General features: G+C 68.5%; 13 protein-coding genes and 1 tRNA gene. 7 read left to right on the top strand and 7 right to left on the bottom strand.

Annotated elements, in window-relative coordinates:
• Positions 1 to 137 precede the first annotated feature (137 nt).
• Both tig and BR39_RS0114595 read right to left on the bottom strand, forming a co-directional pair.
• Positions 138 to 1,496, bottom strand: a complete 1,359-nt coding sequence (tig, locus tag BR39_RS0114600) for a trigger factor (protein ID WP_029913272.1) — start codon at positions 1,494 to 1,496, stop codon at positions 138 to 140.
• A 206-nt stretch (positions 1,497 to 1,702) separates the two neighbouring features.
• Positions 1,703 to 1,787, bottom strand: a tRNA-Leu gene (locus BR39_RS0114595).
• A gap of 329 nt (positions 1,788 to 2,116) precedes the next feature.
• On the opposite strand from BR39_RS0114595, the gene BR39_RS26515 reads away from it, so the two are divergent.
• Positions 2,117 to 2,293 carry a hypothetical protein gene (locus BR39_RS26515; RefSeq protein ID WP_156035776.1) on the top strand — a complete coding sequence of 59 codons (177 nt, stop codon included), beginning with the start codon at positions 2,117 to 2,119 and terminating at the stop codon, positions 2,291 to 2,293.
• Here the strand turns inward: BR39_RS26515 and BR39_RS0114585 are convergent.
• The gene (locus tag BR39_RS0114585) at positions 2,290 to 3,747 is read right to left on the bottom strand and encodes a bifunctional ADP-dependent NAD(P)H-hydrate dehydratase/NAD(P)H-hydrate epimerase (protein WP_029913266.1); all 1,458 of its coding nucleotides are present in this window, start codon (positions 3,745 to 3,747) and stop codon (positions 2,290 to 2,292) included. The two genes, BR39_RS26515 and BR39_RS0114585, sit on opposite strands and share 4 nt — an antisense overlap.
• 20 nt (positions 3,748 to 3,767) lie before the next feature.
• Complete coding sequence (locus BR39_RS0114580) at positions 3,768 to 4,337, bottom strand: histidine phosphatase family protein (RefSeq protein WP_029913264.1); 570 nt, start codon at positions 4,335 to 4,337, stop codon at positions 3,768 to 3,770.
• A 504-nt stretch (positions 4,338 to 4,841) separates the two neighbouring features.
• Between BR39_RS0114580 and BR39_RS0114575 the strand changes: the two genes are divergently transcribed.
• The 3 genes from BR39_RS0114575 (at position 4,842) to BR39_RS0114565 (ending at position 7,384) form a co-directional block, all read left to right on the top strand.
• Positions 4,842 to 5,180 carry a P-II family nitrogen regulator gene (locus BR39_RS0114575; RefSeq protein ID WP_029913261.1) on the top strand — a complete coding sequence of 113 codons (339 nt, stop codon included), beginning with the start codon at positions 4,842 to 4,844 and terminating at the stop codon, positions 5,178 to 5,180.
• Positions 5,181 to 5,219: 39 nt separating this feature from the next.
• On the top strand, positions 5,220 to 6,629 hold the full coding sequence (glnA, locus tag BR39_RS0114570; protein ID WP_029913259.1) for a type I glutamate--ammonia ligase: 1,410 nt from the start codon (positions 5,220 to 5,222) through the stop codon (positions 6,627 to 6,629).
• Positions 6,630 to 6,790: 161 nt separating this feature from the next.
• A complete protein-coding gene (locus tag BR39_RS0114565; RefSeq protein WP_156035775.1) occupies positions 6,791 to 7,384 on the top strand; it encodes a hypothetical protein in 594 nt (197 codons plus the stop codon).
• Between the two features lie 21 nt (positions 7,385 to 7,405).
• On the opposite strand, the gene BR39_RS0114560 is transcribed toward BR39_RS0114565, so the two are convergent.
• Entirely contained in the window at positions 7,406 to 7,813 is a 408-nt protein-coding gene (locus BR39_RS0114560) for a putative quinol monooxygenase (RefSeq protein WP_231499474.1), read from the bottom strand.
• Positions 7,810 to 8,700, bottom strand: a complete 891-nt coding sequence (locus tag BR39_RS0114555; protein WP_029913253.1) for a LysR family transcriptional regulator — start codon at positions 8,698 to 8,700, stop codon at positions 7,810 to 7,812. Before BR39_RS0114555 ends, BR39_RS0114560 begins: the two co-directional genes overlap by 4 nt.
• Positions 8,701 to 8,793: 93 nt before the next feature.
• Here BR39_RS0114555 and BR39_RS0114550 point away from each other — a divergent pair, with 93 nt between their 5' ends.
• Complete coding sequence (locus BR39_RS0114550) at positions 8,794 to 9,528, top strand: hypothetical protein (protein WP_029913251.1); 735 nt, start codon at positions 8,794 to 8,796, stop codon at positions 9,526 to 9,528.
• Positions 9,529 to 9,535: 7 nt separating this feature from the next.
• Here the strand turns inward: BR39_RS0114550 and BR39_RS0114545 are convergent, their stop codons facing one another.
• A complete protein-coding gene (locus BR39_RS0114545; RefSeq protein ID WP_029913249.1) occupies positions 9,536 to 9,907 on the bottom strand; it encodes a Kazal-type serine protease inhibitor family protein in 372 nt (123 codons plus the stop codon).
• Positions 9,908 to 10,070: 163 nt separating this feature from the next.
• Here BR39_RS0114545 and parE point away from each other — a divergent pair, with 163 nt between their 5' ends.
• Together parE and BR39_RS26755 are read left to right on the top strand one after the other, a co-directional pair.
• The gene (parE, locus tag BR39_RS0114540) at positions 10,071 to 12,170 is read left to right on the top strand and encodes a DNA topoisomerase IV subunit B (RefSeq protein ID WP_029913247.1); all 2,100 of its coding nucleotides are present in this window, start codon (positions 10,071 to 10,073) and stop codon (positions 12,168 to 12,170) included.
• Positions 12,171 to 12,465: 295 nt separating this feature from the next.
• On the top strand, positions 12,466 to 12,792 hold the full coding sequence (locus tag BR39_RS26755; RefSeq protein ID WP_029913246.1) for a UrcA family protein: 327 nt from the start codon (positions 12,466 to 12,468) through the stop codon (positions 12,790 to 12,792).
• Positions 12,793 to 12,870 lie beyond the last annotated feature (78 nt).

Raw genomic sequence — 12,870 nt, 5'->3', positions numbered from 1 at the left:
AATCGGCCCCGCGCGCCGTCGTCAACGCATATCGCGTGGCCCTTAACAGGTTGCAAGGAGCCGGGGCGAAGCTTCCGCCACGAAAAAGGGCGCGGCCCTCGCGGACCGCGCCCTCTTCGCGTCGGGTGACGGAGGTCTTAGCCGCCGTAGCCTTCCGGCAGATCGTCTTCTTCCAGGAGCTCTTCCTTGGAGACTTCCTTTTCCTCGATCTTGGCCTTGCCGAAGATCAGGTCGACGACCTTGTCTTCATAGATCGGGGCGCGCAGGGCGGCCTGCAGGTCGGCGCGCTGGCGATACATGTCGAACACCTGCTGGGCCTGCGGGCCGTACTGGCGGGCTTCGCGCATCATGGCGTCGGCCAGTTCCTGCTCGGTGACGGCCACGTCGTTCTTGCGGCCGATCTCGGCGAGCACCAGACCCAGGCGCACGCGGCGCTCGGCGATCTTCTTGTACTCGTCCTTCAACTGGTCCTCGGTCTTGCCTTCGTCCTCGGGCGGCAGGCCGCCTTGCGACTTGTCGGCCTGGACCTGTTGCCAGATGCCGGCGAACTCGGCGTCGACCATGCGCGGCGGCAGGGCGAAGTCGTGCTTGCTGTCCAGGATGTCCAGCAGGGCGCGCTTCAGCTTGAAGCGCGAGCTGTTGGCGTAGCGGCCTTCCAGGTTCGACTTGAGCAGGTCCTTCAGGGCCTGCAGGTCCGACAGGCCCAGGCGCTTGGCCAGCTCGTCGTCCGGCTCGGCGTCGACCGGGGCGCGCACTTCCTTGACGGTGGTGGCGAACTCGGCGTCCTTGCCGGCCAGATTGGCGGCTTGGTAGTCGGCCGGGAAGGTCACCTTCACGGTGACGACGTCATCCGGCTTGGCGCCGACCAGCTGGTCTTCGAAGCCCGGGATGAACTGGCCCGAACCCAGCGTCAGCTCGGCGTCGTTGGCGGTGCCGCCGTCGAAGGCCACGCCGTCGATGGTGCCGACGAAGTCGATCAGCAGCTGGTCGCCGTCCTTGGCCTTCAGGGACTTGCCCGTGCGCGGCGCGTAGGTGCGGGCCTGCTTGGCCAGATCGGCCAGGGCCTCGCCGACTTCGGCGTCCGAGACCTTGTAGACCGGCTTGGTCAGCTCGATCGAGGCGGGGTCGATCGGTTCGAATTCCGGCATCACCTCGACGGCCAGTTCGAAGGCCAGGTCCTCGCCGCCGGCGAGCACCTTGTCCATGTCGGACGACGGCTTCAGGTCCGGCTGGCCGGCGGGGCGCAGCTTGTTGTCTTCCAGGACCTTCTGGGTCCCTTCGTTCAGCGTCGCCTCGATGACTTCGCCCATCAGGGCCTTGCCGTACAGGCGGCGAACGTGGGCGGTCGGCACCTTGCCGGGACGGAAGCCCTTGACGTTCATCTGGGGCGCGACTTCGGCGATACGGGCCTCGAGACGCGTGGCGAGTTCACTCGCGGGCACCGTCACGCCATAAACGCGGCTGAGGCCTTCGCCCGACTTTTCAACGATCTGCATCGACATTCTTAGCTTCTCGGCTCTTCGGGCGCCCGCGCCCGTCGTCCGCCCCAGGGGTCAAAACATCAAAGCCGCCCACGTCACCGGGGCGGCGAAAGAGCGCCCTTATGTCACGCGTTTCGCGACCATCCAAGGGCATTGGTGCACTCTCACGGGCCATTGACCCGATAAAGCGGCGCGTCCGCCGGGCGCGAGGCCCGACGGCGTGGTGCGGATGAGAGGACTCGAACCTCCACGCCTCTCAGCGCCAGAACCTAAATCTGGTGCGTCTACCAGTTTCGCCACATCCGCACGATGCGCCGCAGCGGGTTAGACATGCCCGGCCGGCTTGGCAAGTCGCCAGGCGATCGCGACCGCCGACTCGCCCCTTCAGCGACCTTCCGGCGGCGCATCCGCGAAGCGCGAAAATTTCTTCGGAACACCGGGAACAAAGAAGAGGCCGGCCGGTTATGCAGATGTCCGCGGCTGTTCAAGAACGCCCCGGATTTACGCCGGCCCGGGCCATGCCCCCCCGACTGACGCCCGGGCCGGTGTTTCCCCCTGAAAACCAAGAGAGTCGGCGCGGAACGATCTCGCCCCGGATGGGTTTGCGTCTCAGTCCGTCCCCGGGTGAGCGCGTCATGGAAACCATCGAAGTCGTCCAAGATGAAAAAGGCTGGACCGTGAAGCACGGTTCGCGCGTGCTCTTCATCGACACCGTCGAGGAGCGCACCTTCCAGACGGCGCTGGCCATCAGCCACACCCTGTTCGACGAGGGCGTCCGCACCCAGGTCGTCCTGGTCCGGCGCGACCACTAAGCGCGCGCTCGCGCCTTCCACAGCCTGCGCAACACGGCGGTCGACAGGTCCGGCAGGTCCTCGGCGATCAGGCCCGGCCCATACGCCGCGCCCGCTTCGGCGTGGATCCAGGCTGCCGCGCACGCCGCCTCGAAACTCTCCATGCCCTGGGCGATCAGGCCGGCGATGAACCCGGCCAGCACGTCGCCCGCGCCGGCCGTCGCCAGCCAGGGCGCGCCGTTCAGGCCGACCGCCGCCCGGCCGTCGGGCGCGGCGACCACCGTGTCCGGTCCCTTCAGCAGGACCACCGCCCCGGCCCGCCGCGCGGCCTCCCGCGCCGCCGCGATGCGCTCGGGCGAGGCCGCCAGCAGCCCGGGAAAGACCCGCTCGAACTCGCCGGGATGCGGGGTCAGCACGTCGTCGCGGTCCAGGGCCGAGAACAGGGCGGCGGGGTCCTCGGCGAAGCTGGTCAGGGCGTCGGCGTCGACGACCAGGGCCGCGCCGTTGCGGGCCAGGGCGAAGACGTGCCGCATGGTCGCCTCCCCCACCCCGGCCGCGGGTCCGATCACCACGGCGTCCGCATTCGCCGCGCGGGTCTGCAGGTCGTATTCGCTCTCGAACGGGGCCAGCATGATCGCTTCCAGGTGGGCGGCGTTGACGGCCAGGGCGTTGGGCGGCGACAGCACGGTCACCACCCCGGCCCCGATCCGCAGGGCCCCGCGCGCCGCCAGCCGGGCCGCGCCGGTGTTCCAGGCCTCGCCGCTGACCGCCATCATCCGTCCGCGCGCGTGCTTGTGGGCGTCGACCGCCGGCCACGGGAAGCGCTCGGCCCAGAGGCCGGGCTCGTTCTCGAGCAGACGCCCCTCGCCGATCTCCTCCAGGCCGATATCGGCCACCACCACCTCGCCGCACGCGGCCCGCCCCTGCGCCAGGACGTGCGCGGGCTTGCGCCGGTGGAAGGTGACGGTCAGCTCGGCCTTCACGGCCCGCTCGCCCAGGGGAAGCCCGGTGTCGCCCAGGATCCCGCTGGGAACATCGACGGCGACGATCCGCGCCGCGCCCGGCATGACCCGCGCCAGGCGGTCGGCCTCACCCTCGAGCGGTCGCGACAGGCCCGCCCCGAACAGGCAATCGATATAGAGCGCCGACGAGCCGGGCTCCGAAACCAGCGGACCGACCTCGCCCTTCCAGCGGGCGGCGGCCCACTGGGCGGCGGGACTGGCCGGCGGCGCCAGCGCCTCGACCCGCACCGGCCAGCCTCGACGCTTCAGATGCCGGGCGATCACATAGCCGTCGCCGCCGTTGTCGCCCGGTCCGCACCACACCACCGTGGCACAGCGGGCGTAGCGTTCGCGGACGACCTCGGCCACGGCGCGGCCGGCGCGCTCCATCAGCACGGCGGTCGGAGTTCCGGCCTCGGCGGCCGCGCGGTCCGCCGCGGTCATCTCGGCGACGGTCATGATCTCGCGCGGCACGGCGGCTCCTCTCTCCAACTCTACAGCACCTGGGTGGAGGCCTCTTGGCCCTTTTCGACCAGGATCAACGCGCCGTCGACCACATCGAACACCGTGACCGACACGTGGTCGGGCCGGAACGCCGCCACCGCCTCGTCGCCCGTCGCCGCCGACACCGCCGCGTTCAGGGCCACGAAATGGCTGAACACCGCCGCGCCGGGATGCGAGGCCACGCCCTCGGCCACCTGCCGGGTCCAGGCGACATAGTCCAGATCGCCCTGGATATCGCGCCATCGACCCTGGAAGGCCTGGCGCAGCCAACCGGGCCGCGCTTCGGCGTCCAGGGCCGCCGGCGTCGGGATCTCGCCGACCCGGGGATCGATCTCGACCGGCACGCCCAGGGCGTCGGCCAGCGGCTGGGCCGTTTCGCGGCAACGCCGCAGCGGCGAGCTGACCACCCGGGACGGGCGCTCCCCCTCGGGCAAGGCCAGCAGGCGCCCGGCCACCGCCCTCGCCTGCTCGGCGCCCGCGGGGTCCAGTCCCGGGTCCGGATCGCTGTCGCCCCAGGTCGAGGCGGGACGGCCGTGGCGGATCATCCGAATGCGGTTCATGGCCTTCCCCGTCCTCGCAATATCTTCCCGGTCGCGCCCGTGACGCCGGATGTTGTTCCAAGATTTCCCGGCCGGCCTGGGCGCGCTTCACCGTCGAAACGTGCGAACGCGCAAAAACCAACCCCGACTTCTCCGCCACGTCCGTCGCGGATTCCGCCACAATCTTCAGCAGTTTTCGAATCGGCGACGCATTTTTGGCCATTCCGCCGAAACGCCCGCGACGCCCTCCCGCCTCGCACCATGCGCGTTCGGACCGGTTCTTCGTCCCAGAAACGGCGGTTTCGACGATCCTCGATCCGCAATCGACGCTCCCGGAGCGGTTTGGGCGCCCAAACACGCACTGATGAAGTTTCAGGCTTTACGTGCACAAATAATGATCAATGAGCCAAACTCGACAGAACTCGGCCCATAAAGCGCGTCAGCACGCTTGTGAGCCGACAGGCCGGCGTGCTCCGTGCCGCTCAGTCAGCGGCGCCCGCGCCGTATGGGCGTGAAAGAAGTCTGATGAAAAAGATCGAAGCCGTCATCAAGCCGTTCAAGCTGGATGAGGTCAAAGAGGCGCTTCAGGACATGGGCGTGCAGGGCATGACCGTGCTGGAAGCCAAGGGCTACGGCCGCCAGAAGGGCCACACCGAGCTCTATCGCGGCGCCGAGTACGTCGTCGACTTCCTCCCCAAGATCAAAGTCGAAGTCGTGGTCGAAGACAGCCAGTTGGACGCCGCGCTCGAAGCCATCACCAACGCCGCCCGCACGGGCCGCATCGGCGACGGCAAGATTTTCGTGTCGGAGATCACGGAAGTCGTCCGCATCCGCACCGGAGAAACCGGCCCGTCCGCCGTCTAGGCCCGGACCGAAACCGCTTAACGCTCAAAGGGGATAACGATGAGCACCGCCAAGCAAATCCTGGACCTGATCAAGGAAAAGGACGTCAAGTACGTCGACGTCCGTTTCACCGACGTGCGCGGCAAGCTGCAGCACGTGACCTTCGACATCGATCTGGTCGATGACGACTTCCTCAACGACGGCACCATGTTCGACGGCTCGTCGATCGCCGGCTGGAAGGCCATCAACGAGTCGGACATGAAGCTGCGTCCCGACCTGACCAGCGCGATCATCGACCCGTTCTACCAGCAGACCACCCTGGCGCTGTTCTGCGACGTGGTGAACCCTGACACGGGCACCCCCTACAACCGCGACCCGCGCTCGATCGCCAAGAACGCCCTGGCCTACGTCAAGTCGTCGGGCATCGGCGACACCGTGTTCTTCGGTCCGGAAGCCGAGTTCTTCATCTTCGACGACGTCCGCTGGAACACCGCGTCGAACAACACCGGCTACTCGTTCGACAGCGTCGAACTGCCGGGCAACTCGGCCAAGGAATATCCGGAAGGCAACATGGGCCACCGCCCGGGTCCGAAGGGCGGCTACTTCCCGGTCAACCCGATCGACTCGGCTCAAGACCTGCGCGGCGAAATGCTGGCCGTCATGGGCGAGCTGGGCATGAAGCCGGAAAAGCACCACCACGAAGTGGCGCCCGCCCAGCACGAGCTCGGCCTGAAGTTCGACACCATGGTCACCATGGCCGACCGGATGCAGCTGTATAAGTACGTGATCCACAACGTGGCCCACGCCTACGGCAAGACCGCCACCTTCATGGCCAAGCCGATGTTCGGCGACAACGGCTCGGGCATGCACGTGCACCAGTCGATCTGGCAGGACGGCAAGCCGCTGTTCGCCGGCGACAAGTACGCCGGCCTGTCGGACATGTGCCTGTGGTACATCGGCGGCATCATCAAGCACGCCAAGGCGATCAACGCGTTCTCGAACTCCACGACGAACTCGTACAAGCGCCTGGTGCCTGGCTACGAAGCCCCGGTGAAGCTGGCCTACAGCTCGCGCAACCGCTCGGCCTCGATCCGCATCCCGCACGTCGACAGCCCGAAGGCCAAGCGCATCGAGGCTCGCTTCCCCGACCCGATGGGCAACCCGTACCTGACCTTCGTCGCCCTGCTGATGGCCGGCCTGGACGGCATCAACAACAAGATCGATCCGGGCGCCGCCGCCGACAAGAACCTGTACGACCTGCCGCCCCGCGAGCAGAAGAAGATCCCGGAAGTCTGCGGCTCGCTGCGCGAAGCCCTGGAGAACCTGGACAAGGACCGCGCCTTCCTGAAGGCCGGCGGCGTCATGGACGACGACTTCATCGACAGCTACATCGAGCTGAAGATGGAAGAGGTGATGCGCCTGACGCTGCACCCGCACCCGGTCGAATTCGACATGTACTACAAGTGCTAGGCCTCAGGGCTTAGGACCAGGGAAGAGGCCCGCGGAGCGATCCGCGGGCCTTTTTCTTTGGCCCAAGGCCACACGCGGAGGTGGCCGCTTGCATCAAGCTCTACTATAGATTACACCTTTGGATAGTGCTCGTCTGAGTAAGATCCCGAGGACCATCCGACATGATAACAATCGCCCGTCGCGCCGCCTTGGCGGCGATCGCTGTCGCTTGCCTGTCGCTCAGCGCCTGCGAAAATAAGGGAAAGATCGTCCAGATCACCTACCAGCACCTGGGCAACGCGCAGAGCTGGAACCTGGAGAACGTCAGCGGCGGCGACGCCAACGGCATGTGGCACGTCTACATGCTGCGCGGCGTGGTCAACCAGGGCGAAAACGCCGCGCCGTTCACCTTCGACCTCAACAAGGTCGCGCTGAAGGACGGCTCCACCGTCGCGTCGGCCAGCGGGCCGATGCTGCACGCCGCGCCCTATGTCCTGCCGCTCGGCTTCAAGGCCAATGTGGCGGCCAAGTCGGCCTACACCGTGCCCTATGGAACGGGCGTGATGTTCATCATCAAGGAGGACGGCGACACCGACAAAACCGCCGCCACCTCGCTCACCTACAAGTCCGAGAAGGGCGAGTCGGTGCTGATCACGGCGCTCGATCCCAAGGCCGTGCCGGCCTTCGGCTCGATCGACCAGGCCTTCCTGCAGACCCTGCACAGCAAGCAGAACGACTACGAGAACAGCTACACGCCGGACGGCAAGAAGAAGTGATCGCGGGCGGGCGGCGTCGGCTCAGACGCCGCCCAGTCCCACGCCGCCGACCGGCGCGGTCTCGAACCGGTGGCCGAAGCCGGCGATGATCGGGCGGGCCTTGGCGATTGCGGCCTGGACCGAGGGCAGCTTCAGCGAGGCGGCGTGGCTGTCCTTGTCGGTCCAGACCTCGGTGATCCACAGGGCGTCGGCGTCCGTGGTGTCCTTGGCCACGATGTAGCTGAGGCAGCCGGGCATGCCTTGGGTGTCCTCCGCCAGGATCGCGACCAGTTCGTCCCGCTTGCCGGGCGCGGCCTTCATCTGGCCGATCAGTCCGTACATCGCCTTGTTCTCCTGGGCTTGGGTGAGCGAAGGACCGGCGAACATCGCCAGGGCCAGGCCGCCGGCCAGCAGGTCGCGTCGTCCGATGTCGTCGAGTGCGGTCATCATGGTTCCTCCCCCTCGCCATTGTCGGCGAGCATGGGCCGGATCGTGTCAGCATCCGCCGATCCCAGCGCCGCGCCAAGACCCAGCAGGTGCAGGGCGTTGAAGCACGGCGGCCGTTCTGCCGGCCGGACGATCCGCACGCGATCGCGCCAGCAGGCCGAGCGGACCAGGTCCAGCGGCGCGACGATCGCCCCTCGACCGGCCGCGCAGCTCTCCATCGCCTCCTCGATCTCGCCGGCATGGTCCAGCCGCCGCAGGCCGTCGGGCTGGGCGCCGAACACCGTCTCGAACCAGTGGCCGAAGACGAACTCGTACTCGTCATAGGTGGCGAAGATCGTGCGCGAGAGCCCCGCCAGGTCCTCGGGGACCTCCATCCCCACAGGCGCGGCCAGCACCAGCTCCTCGCGGGCGATCGGCGCCGACTGCACCGGCGCGGCGGTCACCGGCCGGTAGGTGACGCCCAGGTCGACGGCGCCGGTCGTCACCGCCGATAGCACCGCCTCGTGCGAGCCGAACGTCAGCTCGATCGGCCGGTCCGCCGGCAGGCCCGCATAGAGGCGCGGCGCCAGGCGATAGCGTCCGAAGGCCGAGACCACGGCCAGGCGCAGGGGGCGCAGCGCCGGGTCGGCCCGGCTCAGCCGCTCGCGGGTGCGCTCCACCTCGTCGAGGGCGCGGCCAACGCTCTCGAACAGCGCCTGGCCGGCGGCGGTCAGGCGCAGATGCCGCCCCACGCGCTCGAACAGAGGCCGGCCCATCTCGCGCTCGAAGGCCTTGAGGTCGTGGTGGATGGCCGGCGGCGACTTGCCCAGGCGCGGACTGGCGGCCGCGATCCCGCCGGCCGCCGCCACCGCGTGGAACACCGCCGCCCGGCGCAGATCGACATGTCGCATCGTTTCGTTTTCCAGAACGAAAGCCCGATCCGTTCGAAATATCGCCGATCATCTTTCGCGGCTAGGGCTGGGGCTCCACCCTAGGAGGCGACGATGACCTGGAAACAGACCCTGACGGTGATCGCCCTGGCCGCCGGACTCGCGGGCGGCCCAGCCCGCGCCCAGACCGAGCAGGCCGCCTTCCTGTTCACCTACGACATCGACCGCGGACAGCAGGCCGCCTTCGAGGCGGGCTACGCCGCCCACCTGGATTGGCACGCCGCCCACCACGACGCCCTGCCCTGGTTCGGCTGGTCCGTAACCAGCGGCCCCCGCACCGGCCTTTTCGTGGACGGCACGTTCGGGATCCCGTACGCCGCCATGGACACGCGGCCCGACCCGGCCGGCGACGGCGCCGACATGGCCGCCCGCGTCCTGCCCTACGCCAAGGCCCGCGCCTATTCGGCCTACACCCTGTGGCCCGAGCCCAGCACGGTCCGCAGCCTGGAGGACCGCCGCCCCACGCCCGAACTCGACGCCTACGACCTGAGCGTCGCGCCCGGCGACGTCGCCGCCTTCGAGGCCGCCCTGCTGGCCTCGGCGCGGGCGGGCAAGGGACGCCTGGGATGGACCTGGTACCGCCTGGCCGGCGGCGGCGAGGTCGGGAGCTATCTGGTGCTGGTCCCCCGACGGAGCTGGGCCGACCTGGCGGGCCGTCCCGCCGACCTGGCCGGCCTGATCGCGGCCGCCCATGGCCCCACGCCGGACGCGTCCCGCGCCGCCGCCCTGGTCAGGCGCGTCGAGGTCGAGACCTGGTCCTACAAGCCAGGTCTCAGTCGTCTGCCTTGAACGCGCCCTAGGCCGCCTTGCATTCGCCCTGGGACGCGACGCTGACGCCCTTGGCGGCGGCGTTGCAGGCGCTGGCGTAGGTCTTGCCGTCGCAGCCGCAAACAGGGGCGTAGATCATCGTGCACATCTGCGGCGGCTTGCGGCAGACGCCCGAGGCGTCGGCCACCGTCTTGCACTGCCCCGCCTGCATCTGGCAGCTCAGCCCTTCGGCGCACTGGAAGCCCGCGAAGCCGCCGCACATCCCGCCCTCGGCCACCGGCGTGCGGGCGTTGGTCGGCGGGGTCGGTTGCGCGGGGCCGGAACCGGGGCTGGAGCAGGCCAGCAAGCTCAGCGAGGCCAGCAGGATGGCCACGGGACGTATTGGGGGCTTCCAGGTCATCGGGCGCTCCGGTTGGGTTGAAACCGTCTGAGGAACGCGCCACCCTGCCATGTGTCCGTCCGAGCGGGCAAATCCGCCCGTCCCACGACCTGTCCCCCTCTTTTCTTCGCGCCCGGCGCGGCCCATACGGGGCGCTCCGGCCGAATCGACGCATGTTCCCGTAATGTCCTCCAAAGACGCTCCCGCTTCCTTCTCGCTGTTCGACGACGACGCCCTGGCGCCCGTGCCGGCCTCGCCGTTCCCCGCCCGCGAACCGCATCCGCAGCCCGCGCCGCGTCCGGCCGCCCCGCCGCCGCCCTCGGCCAAGTCGGAAGCCGCCCCGCCTGCGTCGGGCGCGTACGACGCCAGCGCCATCGAGGTGCTGGAAGGCCTGGAGCCCGTGCGCATGCGTCCGGGCATGTACATCGGCGGCACCGACGAGCGCGCCCTGCACCACCTGTTCGCCGAAGTGCTGGACAACTCGATGGACGAGGCCGTGGCCGGCTTCGCCAAGACGATCGAGGTCAAGCTGGACGCGGACGGCTTCCTGTCGGTCCGCGACGACGGCCGCGGCATGCCCGTGGACCCGCACCCCAAGCATCCGGGCAAATCGGCCCTGGAAGTGATCATGACCGTCCTGCACGCGGGCGGTAAGTTCAGCGGCAAGGCCTACGAGACCTCGGGCGGCCTGCACGGCGTCGGCGCCAGCGTCGTCAACGCCCTGTCGGAACTGGTCGAGGTCACCGTCTGGCGCGACGGCTTCGAGCACCGCCAGAGCTTCGCGCGCGGCAAGCCGCTGGGCCCGGTCGAGAAGATCCAGCCCAGCAAGAAGCGCGGCACCCAGGTGCGCTTCAAGCCCGACGACCAGATCTTCGGCGAGGGCTGCGCCTTCAAGCCGGCGCGCCTGTACCGCATGGCCCGCTCCAAGGCCTATCTGTTCCGCGGCGTGCAGATCAAATGGTCCTGCGATCCCTCGCGCATCCACGACCAGACCCCGCCCGAGGCCACCTTCCACTTCCCCAACGGCCTGGCCGACTTCCTGGCCGAGCGCACCAAGGGGCTGGAGATGGTCACGCCCGACAGCTTCTCCGGGCGTATCGAGCGCCAGGGCGAGGCCGGCGCGGTCGAATGGGCCATCGCCTGGACCCCGCGCGGCTTCGGCGAGCACGACGGCTTCATGCAGTCGTACTGCAACACGGTGCCCACCCCCGAGGGCGGCACCCACGAGAGCGGCCTGCGCGCCGCCCTGACCCGGGGCCTCAAGGCCTACGCCGAGCTCAAGGGCGAGAAGCGCGCCACGATCATCACCGCCGACGACGTCATCGCCCAGGCCGGCGCCCTGATCTCGGTATTCATCAAGAACCCGGAATTCCAGGGCCAGACCAAGGAAAAGCTGTCGTCGAGCGAGGCCCAGCGCTTCGTCGAGAACGCCCTGCGCGACCCGTTCGACCACTGGCTGACCGGCTCGCCCAAGGCGGCCCAGGCCCTGCTGGAGTTCGTGATCGAGCGGGCCGAGGAGCGCCTGAAGCGCCGCAAGGACAAGGAAGTCCAGCGCGCCTCGGCGACCCGCAAGCTGCGCCTGCCGGGCAAGCTGGCCGACTGCGCCGCCGGGGCCGTGGACGGCGCCGAGCTGTTCATCGTCGAAGGCGACTCGGCCGGCGGCTCGGCCAAGCAGGCCCGCAACCGCAAGAACCAGGCGATCCTGCCCCTGCGCGGCAAGATCCTCAACGTGGCCTCGGCCAGCGGCGAGAAGTTCACGGCGAACAAGGAACTGTCGGACCTGATGCTGGCCCTCGGGGCCCAGGGCGGCAACCGGTACAAGGAAGAGGATCTGCGCTACGAGCGGATCATCATCATGACCGACGCCGACGTCGACGGCGCCCACATCGCTTCGCTGCTGATCACCTTCTTCTACCGGACCATGCCGGACCTGATCCGCCAGGGTCACCTGTTCCTGGCCCTGCCGCCGCTCTACCGCATCAGCCATGGCGGCAAGAGCGCCTACGCCCGCGACGACGAGCACAAGGAAGAGCTGCTGGCCACGATGTTCAAGGGCAAGAAGCCCGAGATCGGCCGCTTCAAGGGCCTGGGCGAGATGATGGCCTCCCAGTTGAAGGAGACCACCATGGACCCCGAGGTCCGCACCCTGGCCAAGATCACCCTTCCCCGTTCCGAGGAAGCGGTGGAGGCCCTGGTCGAGACCCTGATGGGCCGCAAGCCCGAGCTGCGCTTCCGCTTCATCCAGGAAAACGCCGAGTTCGCGGCCGACGACCTGGACCTCTAGGACCCGCTCCCTCCCCCTTCGCGGGGAGGGAAACGGCGACATATGAAAGAATCTGACATTTCAGATTTGCGCCCATCAAGCGACGCTAAGTCCTCAAATGAATTCGACATTTCGCGCGCTCATGATGCGCGTTCGCTCGGTTTTTGACCGTTTTGTCGACCTTTTTCGCTTTTCCCGCGCGCAAACTAGGCAGATGCAGGGTTTCGAACTCGATTTCGAACCGTCCCCCTTGCGGTTCGAGCGGGATCGATCCGAGCGGCGCCCCGAGACGCCGCCGAAACAGGGAAGACGTCAAATGAAGACCCTCGTCGCCTCGACCGCCGCTCTGATCCTGCTGGCCGGCGCCGCGCCCGGCTTCGCCGCCCAGGCCGAGACCGAAACCGTCAGCATCCCGGTCTCCAAGGCCAAGCTGAACCTCAACAACCCGCAGGACGCCCAGCGGATGATGCGCCGCATCGACGCCGCCGCCCTCCAGGCCTGCGGCGCCGACGCCCACAGCTTCCCGTACGTGAAGCAGGCCGTGGCCGCCTCGGCCTGCCACCGCGAAGCCGTCGCCGGCGCCGTGTCGCAACTGAACTCCCCGCAAGCCTCGCTGACCGTCACGGGCGTGCGCAACCGCTAGAGCCTTTCATCCCCCGCCAAGAGGGGAAGTGTCGGCGATGCGCCCGGAGCCGAGCTCCGGGCGTTTTGCGTTCTGCGT

Origin of the sequence: Caulobacter sp. UNC358MFTsu5.1, assembly GCF_000712075.1 — a bacterium.
Classification (GTDB): Bacteria; Pseudomonadota; Alphaproteobacteria; order Caulobacterales; family Caulobacteraceae; genus Caulobacter.
Note: the sequence above shows the minus strand (reverse complement) of the source record. Positions and strands in the feature narration are given on the sequence as shown.